The organism is Micromonospora sp. ATLC16 (assembly GCF_057196645.1).
Genome location: NZ_JBXUOW010000031.1, coordinates 1 through 16,411, shown reverse-complemented (window position 1 = coordinate 16,411; position 16,411 = coordinate 1). Strand labels below are relative to the sequence as shown.

Genomic DNA, 16,411 nt, shown 5'->3' with positions numbered 1-16,411 from the left:
CTGGATTCGGGTGGATCGGTCATCGTAGCCAGGTGGTTCATCCGCAGCACCACGAAGAAGCGATTCGCGGTGGCCACCCCTCGTCGGGTGACCACCGCGACCGGTGTCGTCAGGGGCTCAGCCGGCCAGGCTGGCCGCGCCGCGCGGCAGGAACCGCTTACCGGTGACCCGCTCGCTGGTGCCGGTGCGGTCCAGGTACGGCGTCACACCGCCCAGGTGGAACGGCCAGCCGGCACCGAGGATCATGCACAGGTCGATGTCCTGCGCCTCGGCGACGACGCCCTCGTCCAGCATCAGCCGGATCTCCTGCGCCAGCGCGTCCAGCGCGTTCTGGCGTACCTGCTCCTCGGTGAGCGGCTGGTCGCCGACCACCAGCAGCTTCGCCACCTCGGCGTTGATCTCGTCGTCGACGACGATCGGCTGGCCGGAGTCGGCGATCCGCTTGAGGTTCTCGCTGACCCCGAACCGGTCCGGGTACGCGGCGTGCAGGGTGCCGCCCACGTGGTACGCGACGGCCGGCCCGACCAGCTGGAGCAGGGCGAGGGGGCGCATCGGCAGACCCAGCGGGTCCAGTGCCCGGTTCGCCACCTCCAGCGGGGTGCCGGCGTCGACGGCGGCGAACACGGTGCCCAGGAAGCGGGTGAGCAGCCGGTTGACCACGAACGCCGGGGCGTCCTTCACCAGCACACTCGACTTCTTGAGCTGCTTGCCGACGGCGAACGCGGTGGCCAGGGTGGCGTCGTCGGTCCGCTCGCCCCGGACGATCTCCAGCAGCGGCAGCACCGCGACCGGGTTGAAGAAGTGGAAGCCGACGACCCGCTCCGGGTGCTCCAACTCCGCCGCCATCTCGGTGATCGACAACGAGGAGGTGTTGGTGGCGAGCACCGCCTCCGGCTTGACGATCTTCTCCAGCTCGGCCCAGACCTGCTTCTTGACGTTCAGGTCCTCGAAGACCGCCTCGATGACGAAGTCGGCATCGGTGAAGACGGACTTGTCGACCGAGCCGGACACCAGGCCGTACAGCTTCGCGGCGGTGCCCTTCTCCATCCGGCCCTTGCTGACCGCCTTCTCGATCTGGGTGTGCACGTAGGCCACGCCCTTGTCGACCCGCGCCTGGTCCAGGTCGGTCAGCACGACCGGCACCTGGAGGCGGCGGGCGAACAGCAGCGCCAGCTGGCTGGCCATCAGACCGGCGCCGACGATGCCGACCTTCGTCACCGGGCGGGCCAGACCCTTGTCCGGCGCGCCGGCCGGCCGCTTGGCCCGCCGCTGCACCAGGTCGAAGGCGTACAGGCCGCTGCGCAACTCCTCGGAGAAGACCAGGTCGGCCAGGGCCTCGTCCTCGGCGGCAGTGCCGGTGGTGAAGTCCGCGTCCTTCGCCGTCTCCAGCAGGTCGAGCGCCTTGTAGGCGGCCGGTACCGCGCCGTGCAGCCGCTGGTCCAGCGTCTGCCGGGCGAAGTAGAGCACGCCCGCCCACATGTCCTTGTCGACCTCGGGCCGGGTCACCTCGACCTGGCCCCGGACGACACCGGCGGCCCACTCCAGCGACCGCTCCAGGAAGTCGGCCGGCTCCAGCAGTACGTCCGCGATGCCCAGCTCGGCCGCCTGCTTCGGCTTGAGCATCTTGTTCTGCATCAACGGGTTCTGGATGATCACCTGGGTGGCGGCCGGGATGCCGATCAGGTTCGGCAGCAGCTGGGTGCCGCCCCAGCCGGGGATCAGCCCGAGCGAGACCTCCGGCAGCGCCAGCGCCGCCGCGCCGCCGGACAGGGTCCGGTAGTGGCAGTGCAGGGCCAGCTCCAGACCGCCGCCCATCGCCGCGCCGTTGACGAAGGCGAAGGTCGGCACGGAGCTGTCCTTGAGCCGGGCGAAGACCCGGTGACCCAGCCGGCCGATCTCCAGCGCCTGCTCGCGGTCCGCGAGCCGCGGCAGGCCGGTGATGTCCGCGCCGACACAGAAGATGTACGGCTTGCCGGTGACCGCGATGAACGCGGGGTCGGCCGCGAGCGCGGCGCTGATCGCCTCGTCCAGGCTGGTCAGGCCGCCGGGGCCGAAGGTGTTCGGCTTGGTGTGGTCGAACCCGTTGTCGAGGGTGATCAGGGCGGCCGGGCGGTCCAGCCCCGGCACGTTCACCTGCCGCAGCAGCGCCTTGGTGACCACCTCGTTCGGTGCGGCGAGCGCGCTCACTGAGTCTCCTTCGTTCCCGGCTGCGGGGCTCGCAAGCTCACTCCTCGCGCTCACTTGTCTCCACCCTCCGTCTGCGCGGACCCGGTCCAGTGCGGGTTCTCCCAGATGACCGTGCCGCCCATGCCGATGCCGATGCACATGGCGGTGATGCCGTAGCGGACCTCCGGGTGCTCGGCGAACTGCCGGGCGAGCTGGGTCATCAGCCGTACGCCGGACGAGGCGAGCGGGTGCCCGATGGCGATCGCGCCGCCCCACGGGTTCACCCGCGGGTCGTCGTCGGCGATGCCGAAGTGGTCGAGGAAGGCCAGCACCTGCACGGCGAACGCCTCGTTCAGCTCGAACAGGCCGATGTCGTCGATGGTCAGGCCGGCGATCCGCAGCGCCTTCTCGGTCGACGGGATCGGGCCGACGCCCATCACCTCCGGCTCGACGCCGACGAAGCCGTACGACACCAGCCGCATCGCCACCGGCAGGCCCAACTCGCGGGCGGTGGCCTCGTCGGCGAGCAGGCTGGCGGTGGCGCCGTCGTTGAGACCGGCCGCGTTGCCCGCGGTGACCTTGCCGTGCGGACGGAACGGGGTCTTGAGGGTGGCGAGCTTCTCCATCGAGGTGTCCCGGGGCGCCTCGTCCACCGTGGCCAGGCCCCAGCCGTTCTCCTCGTCGCGGATCGCCACCGGCACCAGGTCGTCCTGGAGCTTGCCGTTGGCGTACGCCTTCGCGGTCTTCTGCTGGGAGGCGAGGGCGAACGCGTCGGTGCGCTGCTTGGTGATGTGCGGGACGTGGTCGTGCAGGTTCTCGGCGGTGGAGCCCATCACCAGCGCGGACGGGTCGACAAGCTTCTCGGCGATGATGCGCGGGTTCGGGTCGACGCCCTCGCCCATCGGGTGACGGCCCATGTGTTCGACGCCACCGGCGATCGCGATGTCGTAGGCGCCCACGGCGATACCGCTGGCGACGGTGGTCACGGCGGTCATCGCCCCGGCGCACATCCGGTCGATCGCGAAACCCGGCACGGTCTTGGGCAGGCCGGCCAGCAGCGCGGCGGTGCGGCCGATGGTCAGGCCCTGGTCGCCGATCTGGGTGGTGGCGGCGATCGCGACCTCCTCGACCCGCTCCGGCGGCAGTTGGGGGTTACGGCGCAGCAGTTCGCGGATGCAGCGGATCACCAGGTCGTCGGCGCGGGTGTTGGCGTACATGCCACCCGCCTTGCCGAAGGGGGTGCGGACACCGTCGACGAAAACGACATCCCGGACTTCACGGGGCACGATGAGCCTCCTATTCGACCACGGTCCGGTCCGTGTCGCCCGAGGCGCGCGACGGACCGGACAAAGGTCGCCAGTACTGGCGTTTCCCCGATGCTACTCGTCAGTAATAATCCTCGCGCCACCTCCCCGTGTAACCCACCCCACACCCACCGGTACTGCTTCCTGATCACGAGATTTGCGTCAGCCGCCCGGCGTGTCGCCGACCCAAGCCCCTTGAGCACCGAGGCGCAGCGGGGTGGGGGTTCAGGGGGTGGGGGGCAGGGCGGTGGCCAGGTCGGGGAGGAGGAGAGTGATCTGCCATTCGCGGGCGTGGTGGGCGCGTAGGGCCTCGGCGACGGTCGCCTCGGTGATCTCCTCGGGAGGCTGCCAGGCGACCCGGCGGATGGTGTCGGGCGAGATCAGGTTCTCCGGGGGCAGGTTGTGCTCGCCGGCCACCCGCAACACCACCTCCCGGCAGCGGGCCAGCCGGGCGGCGGCGGCCGGGTCCCGCTCCGCCCAGCGGTGCGGCGGGGGCGGGCCTTCCACCGTCGGCGCCACCGGAAGGGCATCATCGGGCAACTGCCGGGCGTCGTCGAGCGCCGCCAGCCAGGTACGGGCCATCCGGCGGACCGACCGCCCACCGAAGCCGGGCAGCGTGAGCAGCGTCTTCTCGTCCCTCGGGTCCAGCTCCGCCGCCGCGACGATGGCCGAGTCGGGCAGCACCCGGCCCGGCGCCGTGTCCCGCCGGGCGGCGATCTGGTCCCGGGCGTACCACAGGGACCGGACCCGGGCCTGTGCCCGCGCCCCCCGGACCCGGTGGATGCCGGACGTGCGCCGCCACGGTTCGGCGCGTACCCGGGGCGGTCGGGCGCCGTTCAGCACGAGCGCGGCGAACTCCTCCCCAGCCCACTCGGATTTGCCCTGCCGGGTCAGCTCCGCGTCGAGTGCGTCGCGCAGGTCGGTCAGCAGCTCGACGTCCAGGGCGGCGTAGGTCAGCCAGGATTCGGGCAGCGGCCGGCTCGACCAGTCCGCCGCGGAGTGGTGCTTTTCCAGGCTGAACCCGAGCAACTGCTCGGTCAGCGCCGCGAGCCCCACCCGTTCGAAGCCGGCCAGCCGGGCCGCCAACTCGGTGTCGAACAACCGGCGGGGACGCAGCCCCAGCTCCGCGAGACAGGGCAGATCCTGGTTCGCCGCGTGCAGCACCCACTCCGTCTCGGCGATAACGGCGTCCAAGGCGCTGAGGTCCGGCAGCGGCAGCGGGTCGATCAGCACGGTTCCGGCGCCGGCGCGACGCAGCTGTACGAGGTAGGCGCGTTGGCTGTACCGGTAGCCGGAGGCACGTTCGGCGTCCAGGGCCACCGGCCCGGCGCCGCTGGCGAAGCGGGCCACTACCTCGGCGAGCTGCTCCGGGGCGGCGACTGGCTCGGGGGTGCCCTCGCGGGGTGCGGTCAGCGGCACGGACTGGCTGCCGGTGGGCTCGGACTCCGCGTCCGAGGGCTCCGACCGCGCCGATGGCGGGTTCTGCGTGTCGTTTCCCGTACGGCTTGCGGCGGCCCGACGGCGCAGGGGTGGTTCGTCGGTCACCTGACAACCCTAGTGCCCGAGTGGATCGAGTGCCGCCACCCGCCCCGCCGCGTGTCGGCCGACGCCCTGCGGCCGGAAGGTGCCGCCCGTTGGCGGTCGAGGGCCGGTGGCGCCGGGTCGGGCGGGCCAGCCGCGATTGCGGCCGGCAGCTCAGCCGGTGGCGGCGGGCAGCTCAGCCGGTGGCGGCGGGGCGGCGTTCGGGCAGGGCGGTGACGCCGGGCGGCGGCAGGCCGGCGGTGGAGGCGAGCAGCGTGCACCAGGCGTCCAGGTGCGCGGCGAGGTCGACCCCGGTCGGCGTCCAGGAGGCGCGGATCTCCACGTCGCCGGCTGCGGGCGGGCCGGCCAGCTCGCCGAAGCGGGTCGACATGGTCTGCGTGATGGTGCCGCCGATGGCCCGGTACTCCGCGTCCTGGGCGTCGAGGGCGTCGGTGAGCCAGGTCCACCCCACCCCGGGCAGCAGCGGGTCGGCGGCCAGGTCGACCTCCAACTCGGCGGTCACGTAGGTGACCAGCCGCAGGGTGCCCTGCCACGCCTCGTGCCCGGCCGGATCGTGCAGCAGGATCAGCCGTCCGCTGGCCACCTCGTCACCGTCGCGCAGCACCGACGCCGAGAGCGCGAACGAGTAGGGCGCCAGCCGTTGCGGGGCACCCACCTCCTCCAGCAGGATCTCCGGCCGGGGCGTCGCCGACCGGAGACCCGCGACCGCGCGGGCGAACGTGTCGGGAAGCGCGATCGGGGGGGCCATGCCCGCAGCCTATTCCGCCGTCCGGTTCCCGCCCGCGAGGCGCGCCGACGATCACGGCCGTCCGCTGGGAAGCGGGCGGAGTGGGTGGGACCGAGGAGATTGCGGGAAGCCGTTAGTTTCACGTCACAAAGGTGGCGGTGGGCACGGGACGGCGATCGGCTGCGTGGCACGATTGCCGCGATGACCACCGACACCACGGGCACCGCCGCCCGAGACGACGAACCCCGCCCTGCCGGGCCCGCCGATTCGCCCTTCGTGCTGGCGTGTCGCCGCCGGCCGGTCCCGCGCACCCCGGTCTGGTTCATGCGCCAGGCGGGCCGGTCGCTGCCGGAGTACCGCGAGATCCGGGCCAGCGTGGCGATGCTGGAGTCGTGCCGCCGCCCGGACCTGGTCACCGAGATCACCCTTCAGCCGGTACGCCGGCACGGGGTGGACGCGGCGATCCTGTTCAGCGACATCGTGGTGCCGGTGGCCGCCGCCGGGGTCGACCTGGACATCGTGCCCGGCACCGGGCCGGTCGTGGCCGAACCGGTGCGTACCGCCGCCGACGTCGAACGGATCCGGCCGATCGGCCGCGATGACGTCGACTACGTCGACGAGGCGGTCCGGCAGCTGGTCAAGGAGTTGGGCGACACCCCGCTGATCGGCTTCGCCGGTGCCCCGTTCACGCTGGCCAGTTACCTGGTGGAGGGTGGCCCGTCGCGTACCCACGCCAAGACCAAGGCGCTGATGCACGGCGAACCCGAGCTGTGGCACGCCCTCGCCGGCCGGCTGGCCGAGGTGACCCTGGCGTTCCTGCGGGTGCAGATCGAGGCCGGCGTGTCGGCGGTGCAGCTCTTCGACTCGTGGGCCGGCGCGCTCTCCGAGGCCGACTACCGCCGCTTCGTGCTGCCGCACTCGACGAAGGTGCTGACCGGGCTCGCCGACACCGGTGTGCCCCGCATCCACTTCGGGGTGGGCACCGCCGAACTGCTCGGCGCGATGGGCGAGGCCGACGCCGACGTGGTCGGCGTCGACTGGCGTACCCCGCTGGACGTCGCGACCCGCCGGATCGGGCCGGAGCGGGCGGTGCAGGGCAACCTCGATCCGACCCTGCTGCTGGCGCCGTGGCCGGTGGTGGAGGCGGAGGTGCGCCGGATCCTGGAGCAGGGCCGGGCCGCGCCGGGGCACGTGTTCAACCTCGGCCACGGGGTGCTGCCGGAGACCGACCCGGAGGTGCTGAGCCGGGTGGTCGCGCTGGTGCACGAGTTGTCCGCTCGACCTGTCGACCAGGGCTGACCGTCGTGGCGACGCGGCGGCGGGTGGCGGTCATCGGCGGTGGCATCGCCGGCCTGGCCGCCGCGGTCCGGTTGCGCGACCGCGTCCCGGCCGAGGTCGACATCACCGTGTACGAGCAGTCCGGCTCGCTCGGTGGCAAGCTGCGCACCGGCGAGTTGGCCGGCGGGCCGGTCGAGTTCGGCGCCGAGTCGTTCCTGATGCGTGACCCGGCCGGCGGGGAGTCCGCCGCCGTGGCCCTCGTTCGCCGGCTCGGCCTGGCGGGACGGATCGTGCACCCCACCGTCGGGCAGGCGGCGCTGGCCGTCGACGGTGGGCTGCGCGCGATCCCGGGCGGCACGCTGATCGGCGTACCCGGTGATCTGGAGAAGGTGTCGGCGGTGGCCCGGCCGACCCCCGAGGCCGACCGCGACGGTGGTGGGCCGCTGCTCGGCCCGGGGGACGACGTTCCGGTGGGCGCGCTGGTCCGGGCGAGGTTCGGTGACGAGGTGGTCGACCGGCTGGTCGACCCGATGCTCGGCGGCGTGTACGCGGGCCACGCCGACGACCTGTCGCTGGTCACCACCATGCCGGCGCTGGCCCGGGCCGCCCGGGTGGAACACACGCTGCTCGCGGCCGTGCGCGCGGCGCAGGCCGCGACGCCGCGGGCTCCCGGTGAGCCGGTCTTCGGCACCCTCGACGGCGGGCTGAGCACCCTGGTCGACGCGGCGGTGACGGCCAGCGGGGCGACGATCCGGCGTAACGCGGCGGTCCGCGAACTCACCCCGACCGGCGCTGGCTGGCGGCTGACCGTCGGCCCGACCCGCGACCCGGAGCACGTCGACGTGGACGCGGTGGTGCTGGCGGTGCCGGCCCGGCCGGCGGCGCGCCTGCTCGCCGACGTCGCCCCGGAAGCGGCGCAGGAGATCGGCGGGCTGGACTACGCCAGCGTCGCGCTGGTCACCCTCGCGCTGCCCGAACCGGTGCTGCCGGACCTCTCCGGCTTCCTGGTGCCCGCCACCGAAGGGCTGCTGGTCAAGGCGTCCACCTTCTTCACCACCAAGTGGGGGCACCTGCGCCGGCCGGACGGCTTGGCCCTGGTGCGCGCCTCGGTCGGTCGGTACGGAGACGAGGCGCGAATCCAGCGCACCGACGAGGACCTCGCCGCCACCGTGCACCGGGAACTGTCGGCGGTGCTGGGTGCGCCGCTGCCCGCTCCGGTCGCCGGGCACGTGCAGCGCTGGGGCGGCGGGCTGCCGCAGTACACCCCCGGTCACCTCGACCGGGTGATCGCCGCCCGGTCGGCGCTGCGGGCGACACATCCGACGCTGCGGCTGGCCGGCGCCGGCTACGACGGGGTCGGCATCCCGATCTGCGTCCGCTCCGGCGAGACGGCGGCCGAGGAGATCATCACCGCACTGGAAGGATCGGGGAGATGACCGAGCAGAGCAACGCCGCCCGACTGAGGGAACTCAACGACACCATCCGCTACACCATGTGGTCGGTGTTCCGGGTCAGCGCGCCGCTGCCGTCGCTGCGCGACAACGTCACCGGCGAGGTCGAGTCGCTGATCGAGGAGCTGGCGGGCAATGATGTGGTGGTACGCGGCACCTACGACGTGTCCGGCCTGCGCGCCGACGCCGACCTGATGGTCTGGTGGCACTCCGCGTCCAGCGACGCGCTCCAGGACGCGTACCTGCGGTTGCGGCGAACCGCCCTGGGGCGGGCGATGACCCCGGTCTGGTCGCAGATGGCGCTGCACCGCCCGGCCGAGTTCAACAAGAGCCACATCCCGGCGTTCCTGGCCGGCGAGCAGGCCCGCGCCTACCTCTGCGTCTACCCGTTCGTCCGCTCCTACGACTGGTATCTGCTGCCCGACGCCGAGCGGCGGGAACTGCTGGCCGAGCACGGCAAGATGGCCCGCGGCTATCCGGACGTACGCGCCAACACGGTGGCCTCGTTCGCGCTCGGCGACTACGAGTGGATGCTCGCCTTCGAGGCCGACGAACTGCACCGGATCGTCGACCTGATGCGTGATCTGCGCGCCTCCCGCGCCCGGCTGCACGTACGCGAGGAAGTCCCCTTCTACACCGGCCGCCGCCGCTCGATCGCCGAGATCGTCTCGGCGCTGGCCTGAGGCTCCGGCCCGCCGGCTGGTGCTGACCCGCCGGTCCGTCCGGTCTTCCCGGCTGACCCTGGCCGGTCCGGCCTGCCCGGCTGAGCCGGCGGCGGGGGGCGGCGCGCCCCCCCCCCGCGCGCCGCCCCCCGCCCCCCCCCCCCCGCCCGGGGTCAGGTGGTGGCCGTGCAGGTCACCGTCGGTGTGTTCGTGCTGCTGCCGGAGGCCAGGAAGCCGAAGCTGGTGCTGGCACCGGCACCGAGGCTGCCGTTGTAGCTGACGTTCGTGGCGGTCACCGTGGAACCACTGGAACTCACGGTGGCGTTCCAGGCCTGGCTGACCTGTTGGCCGTTGGCGTACGTCAAGCTCACCCGCCAGCCGCGGATGGCCGCGTTGCCGGCGGTCACCTGCACCTCACCCTGGAATCCGCCGGACCAGGTCGAAGTGACCCGGTACGTCGCCGAGCAGGCACCCGTCACCGGCGGGTTGGTGGTGGGTGGGGTGGTGGTGGGCGGCGTGGTCGTCGGTGGGGTGGTGGTGGGTGGGGTGGTGGTGGGTGGGGTGGTCGTCGGCGGGGTGGTGCCGCCACCGAACTGGACGTCGCTGCAGTGGTAGTACGACTGGTCGAAGTGGCTGGCCTGCCAGACGGTGAAGATGATGTGCCGGCCGGTGCGGCCGGGCGCGTTCACCGGAATCTGGATCGACACCCCGTCGACCTCCTGTTGCCACTGCGAGGCCGGCGTGTTGCCGATCTGGCCGACCAGTTCCAGGTCGGACCAGGCCAGTGGCTTGGTGAGCGTGTCGACGCCCTGCCGGGTCGCGTACACCCGGATGTAGTCGGCACCGTGGCTGGCCTGGTCGAAGAACTTCAACTGGAAGCTGTTGGCGACCGGGGTGGTCCGCCAGGCGCCGAGCGTGTCGAGGGCGTTGTAGCGACCGCCCTCGGCACGCCCGCCCGAGCAGAGCTGGCCGTTCGGTACCGCGGCCTGGTGGTTGCCGCCCACACCCTCGCGGAGCTGGCCGTTCCAGTTCCACATGGCGGCCGGGTCGGCCTGCCATGCCTGCCAACACATCGGGTCCTCGGTGGCCATCCGTGGGTTCATGTGGTCACCGCCCCAGCGCTCCCAGCAGCCGTAGGCGCGGGACGCCGGGCTGACCGTGGCACCGTGTGCGGAGGCGGGGTTGGTCAGCGCGGTGGTGAGCAGCAACAGGGCGACGGCCGCGATGGCCAGCAGCCAGGCGGCGCGTGGTGATCTGAGTACGTTCGACATGGAGCTCCCCAAGGGAATTGTCAGTTCGCGACTACGCCCGGATGCTCGGGAGTTGCCTCTCCCGTGGCCGATCTGCGTTGCCCCTGTGGTGCTGGCTCCGAGGGAAGCGTGCCACGGACAATCGGCGCACGTCAATTCGGGAAGCGCTCTCCGGAGTGGGGCTCAGGCGCCACCGCCAGGCAGGTGCTGGCCACTCCGCCGGTCTACCGTGTGCCGATGCCTGAGGTGCCGGGTGCCGCCCGTCGAGCCGGGAGAAGGTGGTTCACACCTTCCGGCGCATGGGCGTGTGCGGGATGCCGTCCTCGACGTACTCCGGCCCGCTGACCGTGAAGCCGTGCCGGGTGTAGAAGTCGACCAGGTGTGACTGGGCTTCCAGGACGCACGGCCGGTCGCGGATCTCCGCGAGGGCCGCCACCATCAGCCGGCCGGCGTGCCCGGCGCCCCGGGCCGTCGGTGCCACCACCACCCGTCCGATCCTGGCCCCCCCGTCCGGCTCGGCCAGGATCCGCAGGTACGCCACGGGGACGCCGTCCTGGGTCAGCCACAGGTGTCGGGTGCCGGGTTCGACGTCGCGCCCGTCGAGTTCCGGGTACGCGCACTCCTGCTCGACCACGAAGACGTCTACCCGAAGCCGGGCCAGATCGTGGAAGGTGCGGGCCTCCAACTCGGCGAAACCGGCGCTGTGCAGCTGCGGGTCAGACATCCCGCCAGGCTAGCCGGGGGTGTGGTGGGTGTCGGTGTCGGTGTCGTGCGTCTTCCTTGGTGACGGTCAGGCGGGACGCGAGCCGACGGCGTCCCGGATCTCGGCGCCGCGCTCGGCTTCCACCGATCGGGCGCAGTGACCGCAGCAGAAGAATCGACCGGAGACCTCGACCCCGTGGCCGGAGATCTTGATGCCGCAGTGCTCGCAGATCGGTGCCAGCCTGTGGATCGCGCACTCGAAGCTGTCGAAGGTGTGCACGTCGCCGCTGACCGTACGCACCTCGAACGCGAGCCAGTAGTCGTTGCCGCAGACCTCGCAGGTAGCCACGCCCCGTACCTCCGTTGGTAGACCTTTTGTCCCATCTTGCGGCACGGGGCCACAGGGCTCCTGTTTTATTGACAGCAGTCTTTACTGTTAACAAGGTTTAAATTATGTTGGTGGCACCTCACCAGGCATCACGCCGACAAGGAGCTGCCGTCATGCGCCGAAGAATCACCCTTCCGCTCGTCGCGACGGGTGCCATGGTCTCCACCCTGGCCGTCGCCACCCCCGCCCAGGCCCACGGCTACGTGTCGTCACCACCGAGCCGCCAGGCCCTCTGCGCCCAGAACCGGGTGCCCGACTGCGGGCAGATCAGATGGGAGCCGCAGAGCGTCGAAGGCCCCAAAGGGCTGCGCAACTGCCACGCCAACATCTCGCACTTCGCCGTCCTGAACGACGACAACCGGGGCTGGCCGGCCACCTCGGTCGGCACCACCGTGACGTTCACCTGGGTCAACACTGCCCTGCACGCCACCCGCGACTGGGAGTACTTCATCGGCAACACCCGGGTCGCGGTCTTCTCCGGCGGCGGACGCCAGCCCGGCGCGACCGTCTCGCACACCGTCAACCTGTCCGGCTACTCGGGCCGGCAGAAGCTGCTGGCGGTGTGGAACATCTCCGACACCGCCAACGCCTTCTACTCCTGCGTCGACCTGCAGATCGGCGGTGGCGGCGGCAACCCCACGCCCAGCCCCAGCCCGACCACCAACCCGCCGGCTCCGTCGCCCACCCCGACGGTCACCCCGACCACCAACCCGCCGACCGGCGGCACCTGGGCGGCTGGTCGCGCGTACGCGGTCGGGGACCAGGTCACCTACGGTGGCCGCACCTACCGCTGCCGGCAGGCACACACCGCCATCGCCGGCTGGGAGCCGCCGAACGTACCGGCGCTGTGGAGCCAGCTCTGACCAGCGGGAGGTGTGGCCGGCCCCGGCCGCACCTCCCGTCCGCCGTACCGTGGGTACCGCCGCTGTACCTGCTCGTGGTGCTGCTGGTCGCCGGCTGTGGCGGCGCGCCCGCGCCGCCCGGGCAGCCCGCGCCGAGCGACGCCACGCCGTCGGTGGCCCCGACCACCGTGGCGACGCCGGTCGGCGCGAGTGGGATGACCGGCATCGACCTGCTGTTCCTGTCGATGATGGCCGGGCACACCGAGCAGACCCTCCAGATCGTCCGGCTCGTGCGGGACCGGCTGGCCGACGGCGAGCTGCGCACTCTGGTCGCCGCCGTCGAGGCGACCGAGACCGACGAACTGGCCACCGCACGAGGCTGGCTGGCACGTGCCGGGCGCAGCGCCCGTCCCGACGACCACGCCGGGCACGGCACCGGCCCCGAGCAGTTGGCACGGCTGCGCGACGCCCCGGACGCCGAGGTCGACGCGGTGCTGATCGAGGTGCTCAGCGAGCACCAGCGGGCCGCAGCCGACCTGGCCCGGGCGCATCAGGCTGCGGGTACCGACACCCGGGTGCTCGACCTGGCCCGGCGTGTGGAGCAGTCGCGTACCGCTCAGGTCGCGCTGATGGCTGGCCGACCCGCGTCCGGCTGACCGCCCGGCAGCGGGACTCGGCCTGGTGTGGCATCGGCGCGCACCGGAAACCGGCGTGCGTGGGCCGTCGCGGCGCGGGTCAGGCGTCGGTCGGGTCCAGGCGGAGGGAGAGCGAGTTCACGCAGTGCCGGGTGTCCTTCGGGGTGAAGCCCTCACCCCGGAAGACGTGGCCGAGGTGGCTGTCGCAGCGGGCGCAGCGGATCTCGGTGCGGCTCATACCGAGGGAGTTGTCCTCGATCTCCTTGATCGCGCCCGGGATGGCGTCGTCGAAGCTCGGCCAGCCGCAGTGCGAGTCGAACTTGGTGTCGCTCGGGTACAACTCGGCACCGCAGGCCCGGCACCGGTACATGCCGGGCGTCTTCGTGTCGACGTACTCACCGGTCCACGCCGGTTCGGTGCCGTGCTCGCGCAGCACCCGGAACTCGGCGGGGCTGAGCCGGACCCGCCACTCGTCCTCGGTATGGGGCAGTTCGCTGTCGGGAAGAGTCACGGGTCAACGGTACGCCGAAGGTCGGACCCATCGCATATGGTCGCGCAATGGGTGGCACGAAGGCTGCGGCCGAGCAGATCGAGGTGGCCGGGCACACCGTACGACTGTCCAGCCCCGATCGGGTGATCTTCCCGGAGCGGGGCTTCACCAAGGCCGACGTCTTCCACTACTACGTCAGCGTCGGCGACGGCATCATGCGGGCGCTGGGTGAGCGACCGACGACGTTGCAGCGCTTCCCCGACGGCATCGAGGGGGAGATGTTCTTCCAGAAGCGGGTGCCAACCCGGGGCGTGCCGCCCTGGGTGCAGACTGCCGAGATCAGCTTTCCCAGTGGCCGCAAGGCCGCGGAGCTGTGCCCGGCGGACCTGGCCCATGTGGCCTGGGCGGCGCAGATGGGCACCGTGGTGTTCCACCCGTGGCCGGTCCGCGCCGCCGACGTCGACCGGCCCGACGAGCTGCGGGTCGACCTCGATCCGCAGCCCGGCACCGACTTCGCCCACGCCGCGACGGCCGCCACCGAGCTGCGGGCGATCCTCGACGACCTGGGCGTACCGGGCTGGCCGAAGACCTCCGGTGGCCGGGGCGTGCACGTCTACCTGCGCATCCAGCCGCGCTGGACGTTCGTCGAGGTACGCCGGGCCACCATCGCGCTGGCCAGGGAACTGGCCCGCCGCCGGCCCGACCTGGTCACCACCGCCTGGTGGAAGGAGGAGCGCGGCGAGCGGGTCTTCGTGGACTACAACCAGATGGCGCGGGACCGCACCATCGCCTGCGCGTACTCGCTGCGCGCCAACGCCCGGGCGACCGTCTCCACCCCGGTCGGCTGGGACGAGCTGGCCGACGTCGAGCCGGACGACTTCGACCTGCGTACCGTGCCGGAGCGGCTGGCCCAGCGTGGCGACCCGCACGCCGGCATCGACGACGCCGGGTGGGACATCACCCCACTGCTGGAGTGGGCCGAGCGGGACGCCGCCGCCGGCGAGGGCGACCTTCCCTACCCGCCCGACCACCCGAAGATGCCCGGCGAACCCAAGCGGGTGCAGCCGTCCAAGGACCGCGACCGCCCCCGCTGACCCTGCCCCTTCCGCCCCCTCCCACCCCTCCCGAATCCGTTGATCATGAGGTTGGCTGCAGTTGTAGATCTTCAAACTGCCGCTAACCTCATGATCAACGAGGTGTGGGCGGGAAGTTGTGGCCTTGGGCGGGGGCGAACAGCAGCACCGGCCCGGCGACGTCCTTGCTGTCCCGTACACCCACGACCCGGGCAAGGTCGTCCGCCACCTCTACGCAGTTGCCTTGGTCGCTGCTGCGGCTGGCCTTTCGCCAGATCGCACCGGTGAAATCAGTCATGCTGCCTCTCCTTGATTTGCCGCATCAGCGTCTGGGACGCTTCGACGCTCAACGTTGCGTCGAGGGTGGGCGCAGCGGGACGCTGCCTGGCGAGAACGCGTTGACGCTCCAACCGCAGCTCAATAAGTTTTGCGACCTCCTCGTCCGTGATGCCCGGTCGAGATTGCGCGACTGCTGCCGTACGAGCCGATCGACGTGGTGAACCGTCCGCCCATCGCGAGCAGCCCGGTACCTACCGCGGCGGTCGACCTGCGTGCGAACGCCCCGACGGCGTTCCAGCCACGACAGCGGCCTTTGACGAGGGCGGGGCAGCAGTGCTTTTGCCACGCCGTGCGGCGATGCGACCGGCGGTGCTACTGGTGAGCGGGGAGCAGGGGATGGGGTCCGTCGAGGTGGCGGACCTGCCTGAGATGGACGTCGACAGCAAGCCGGAACTGCTGGTGCTCGTGGCGGAGAACGACATCCCGATCGGCTGGGCGATCGTCCTGCCTGAGGGAGACTTCTGGCTGATCCGGAAGTCCACCCGGTCCTTGACCCACGGGTCGAGTCTGGCGACGCTGACGACCTTCTGGGCCACCGTCCTCGGTTGCGACGTGGGGCGACCCAGGCTGGCCGGGACCCCGTCCGCCGGTGTCAGAGGCTGAGCTTCATGCCCTCGTGGCTGGCGACGAAGCCGAGGTCGCGATAGAACCGGTGCGCGTCACGACGGCTCTTGTCGGTCGTCAACTGCACGAGTCCGCACCCGCGCTGCCGGGCCGCGTCGATCGCCCAGGTCATCATCTGGCGTCCCAGCCCCCGACCGCGTTGGTCCGAGCGGACCCGGACCGCCTCGACGAGCAACCGCTCGGCGCCGTGCCGGCCGAGCCCCGGAATGTAGGTGAGCTGCATACACCCCACCACCTCGCCGTCGGCCTCGCCGACCACGAGCTGGTTGCGCGGATCGGCGGTGATGTCCGCGAACGCCTTCTCGTACGTGGCGTCGACCTCCCCGACGTCACGGGTGCGCCCGAGCACGTCGTCGGCGAGCAGGTCGAGCACGGCCGGCAGGTCCGCCCGGACCGCCTCCCGGAAGATCACCCCACTCATCCCGCGAGCGTCCCACAACGGCGCGACCCGATGCCGGGGCGGAGCACCGTCAACTGTCGCTGTGCCGGCTGACGCGTTCGAGCACCGCCACGGAGGTGCCGACGGCAGCGCATCCGACCGGGACGGGTGGCAGATGCTTCGGCGGATCGCCCTCGGTGAGCGGGGCCTCGAAGAATCCGCCGCCCCCGTCGACCCGATCGCCCACGACGATCTCCCCGACGTCAGGCACGCGTACGCCCACCCGGCCGTTCGGAAGCAGCGTGGTGCCCGGCGGCCAGACCACCACCTGTGCGGCCCCTGCTTCGTCGCGCAGGGTCAGACAGCCGCCATCGCCGACGGCCACTCGACCGTGCATCGCCGCGAGAAAGTCGTACGTCGCACCGGCGACCAGGGTCCGGTAACCGTCGCCGTCCAGCACTCGGCCGCTCCCGACCGTCGGGGGGGGGGGGGGGGGGGGGCGGGGGCGGGCGGCGCGGGCCCCCGGCGGGCGGGGGGGGGGGGGGGGGGGGGGGGGCCC

General features: G+C 72.1%; 18 protein-coding genes and 1 pseudogene. 7 read left to right on the top strand and 12 right to left on the bottom strand.

The genetic code is table 11. From position 1 onward, the window contains the following. Positions 1-117: 117 nt before the first annotated feature. From AC2CHE_RS15145 to AC2CHE_RS15130, 4 genes are all read right to left on the bottom strand, one after another. A complete protein-coding gene (locus tag AC2CHE_RS15145; RefSeq protein ID WP_484505532.1) occupies positions 118-2,187 on the bottom strand; it encodes a 3-hydroxyacyl-CoA dehydrogenase NAD-binding domain-containing protein in 2,070 nt (689 codons plus the stop codon). Between the two features lie 50 nt (positions 2,188-2,237). Beyond that, the gene (locus tag AC2CHE_RS15140; RefSeq protein WP_484505531.1) at positions 2,238-3,452 is read right to left on the bottom strand and encodes a thiolase family protein; all 1,215 of its coding nucleotides are present in this window, start codon (positions 3,450-3,452) and stop codon (positions 2,238-2,240) included. A 243-nt stretch (positions 3,453-3,695) separates the two neighbouring features. Further along, on the bottom strand, positions 3,696-5,015 hold the full coding sequence (locus AC2CHE_RS15135) for a ribonuclease D (RefSeq protein WP_484505530.1): 1,320 nt from the start codon (positions 5,013-5,015) through the stop codon (positions 3,696-3,698). A gap of 172 nt (positions 5,016-5,187) precedes the next feature. Continuing rightward, complete coding sequence (locus tag AC2CHE_RS15130; RefSeq protein ID WP_281566624.1) at positions 5,188-5,760, bottom strand: DUF3000 domain-containing protein; 573 nt, start codon at positions 5,758-5,760, stop codon at positions 5,188-5,190. 180 nt (positions 5,761-5,940) lie between these two features. Between AC2CHE_RS15130 and hemE the strand changes: the two genes are divergently transcribed. The 3 genes from hemE to hemQ are packed head-to-tail and all read left to right on the top strand — an operon-like array spanning position 5,941 to position 9,151. Beyond that, a complete protein-coding gene (gene hemE / locus AC2CHE_RS15125) occupies positions 5,941-7,038 on the top strand; it encodes a uroporphyrinogen decarboxylase (protein ID WP_484505529.1) in 1,098 nt (365 codons plus the stop codon). A 5-nt stretch (positions 7,039-7,043) separates the two neighbouring features. Further along, on the top strand, positions 7,044-8,453 hold the full coding sequence (gene hemG, locus AC2CHE_RS15120) for a protoporphyrinogen oxidase (RefSeq protein WP_484505528.1): 1,410 nt from the start codon (positions 7,044-7,046) through the stop codon (positions 8,451-8,453). Beyond that, on the top strand, positions 8,450-9,151 hold the full coding sequence (hemQ, locus tag AC2CHE_RS15115; protein WP_484505527.1) for a hydrogen peroxide-dependent heme synthase: 702 nt from the start codon (positions 8,450-8,452) through the stop codon (positions 9,149-9,151). Before hemG ends, hemQ begins: the two co-directional genes overlap by 4 nt. 152 nt (positions 9,152-9,303) lie before the next feature. Here hemQ and AC2CHE_RS15110 read toward each other — a convergent pair whose 3' ends face one another. The 3 genes from AC2CHE_RS15110 to AC2CHE_RS15100 all read right to left on the bottom strand — a co-directional run bounded on the left by AC2CHE_RS15110 (position 9,304) and on the right by AC2CHE_RS15100 (position 11,431). Next, positions 9,304-10,401 (bottom strand): lytic polysaccharide monooxygenase auxiliary activity family 9 protein, encoded by a 1,098-nt coding sequence (locus AC2CHE_RS15110; protein ID WP_484505526.1) that lies wholly within the window; start codon positions 10,399-10,401, stop codon positions 9,304-9,306. Between the two features lie 262 nt (positions 10,402-10,663). Next, the gene (locus tag AC2CHE_RS15105) at positions 10,664-11,104 is read right to left on the bottom strand and encodes a GNAT family N-acetyltransferase (protein WP_484505525.1); all 441 of its coding nucleotides are present in this window, start codon (positions 11,102-11,104) and stop codon (positions 10,664-10,666) included. 66 nt (positions 11,105-11,170) lie between these two features. Beyond that, positions 11,171-11,431, bottom strand: coding sequence for a Prokaryotic metallothionein (locus AC2CHE_RS15100; RefSeq protein ID WP_484505524.1), 261 nt, complete (start codon positions 11,429-11,431; stop codon positions 11,171-11,173). Positions 11,432-11,583: 152 nt separating this feature from the next. On the opposite strand from AC2CHE_RS15100, the gene AC2CHE_RS15095 reads away from it, so the two are divergent. Both AC2CHE_RS15095 and AC2CHE_RS15090 read left to right on the top strand, forming a co-directional pair. Further along, positions 11,584-12,333 carry a lytic polysaccharide monooxygenase gene (locus AC2CHE_RS15095; protein WP_484505523.1) on the top strand — a complete coding sequence of 250 codons (750 nt, stop codon included), beginning with the start codon at positions 11,584-11,586 and terminating at the stop codon, positions 12,331-12,333. Beyond that, positions 12,318-12,968, top strand: coding sequence for a DUF305 domain-containing protein (locus AC2CHE_RS15090; RefSeq protein ID WP_484505522.1), 651 nt, complete (start codon positions 12,318-12,320; stop codon positions 12,966-12,968). The genes AC2CHE_RS15095 and AC2CHE_RS15090 overlap by 16 nt, the downstream gene beginning before the upstream one ends. 79 nt (positions 12,969-13,047) lie before the next feature. On the opposite strand, the gene msrB is transcribed toward AC2CHE_RS15090, so the two are convergent. Beyond that, entirely contained in the window at positions 13,048-13,458 is a 411-nt protein-coding gene (gene msrB / locus AC2CHE_RS15085; protein ID WP_484505521.1) for a peptide-methionine (R)-S-oxide reductase MsrB, read from the bottom strand. A 47-nt stretch (positions 13,459-13,505) separates the two neighbouring features. On the opposite strand from msrB, the gene ligD reads away from it, so the two are divergent. Next, a complete protein-coding gene (gene ligD / locus AC2CHE_RS15080) occupies positions 13,506-14,531 on the top strand; it encodes a non-homologous end-joining DNA ligase (RefSeq protein ID WP_484505520.1) in 1,026 nt (341 codons plus the stop codon). A gap of 94 nt (positions 14,532-14,625) precedes the next feature. On the opposite strand, the gene AC2CHE_RS15075 is transcribed toward ligD, so the two are convergent. Both AC2CHE_RS15075 and AC2CHE_RS15070 read right to left on the bottom strand, forming a co-directional pair. After that, positions 14,626-14,808, bottom strand: coding sequence for a DUF397 domain-containing protein (locus AC2CHE_RS15075; RefSeq protein ID WP_484505519.1), 183 nt, complete (start codon positions 14,806-14,808; stop codon positions 14,626-14,628). Positions 14,809-14,857: 49 nt separating this feature from the next. After that, positions 14,858-14,965: pseudogene (locus AC2CHE_RS15070) on the bottom strand (XRE family transcriptional regulator); the annotation flags it as partial. 202 nt (positions 14,966-15,167) lie between these two features. Between AC2CHE_RS15070 and AC2CHE_RS15065 the strand changes: the two are divergent. Continuing rightward, a complete protein-coding gene (locus AC2CHE_RS15065; protein ID WP_484505518.1) occupies positions 15,168-15,452 on the top strand; it encodes a hypothetical protein in 285 nt (94 codons plus the stop codon). Here AC2CHE_RS15065 and AC2CHE_RS15060 read toward each other — a convergent pair. Together AC2CHE_RS15060 and AC2CHE_RS15055 are read right to left on the bottom strand one after the other, a co-directional pair. Continuing rightward, positions 15,442-15,894: a GNAT family N-acetyltransferase gene (locus AC2CHE_RS15060; protein WP_484505517.1), complete on the bottom strand. Its 453-nt coding sequence runs from the start codon at positions 15,892-15,894 to the stop codon at positions 15,442-15,444. The genes AC2CHE_RS15065 and AC2CHE_RS15060 overlap by 11 nt on opposite strands. Before the next feature lie 49 nt (positions 15,895-15,943). Beyond that, positions 15,944-16,312: a hypothetical protein gene (locus AC2CHE_RS15055; protein WP_484505516.1), complete on the bottom strand. Its 369-nt coding sequence runs from the start codon at positions 16,310-16,312 to the stop codon at positions 15,944-15,946. Between the last annotated feature and the right edge of the window lie 99 nt (positions 16,313-16,411).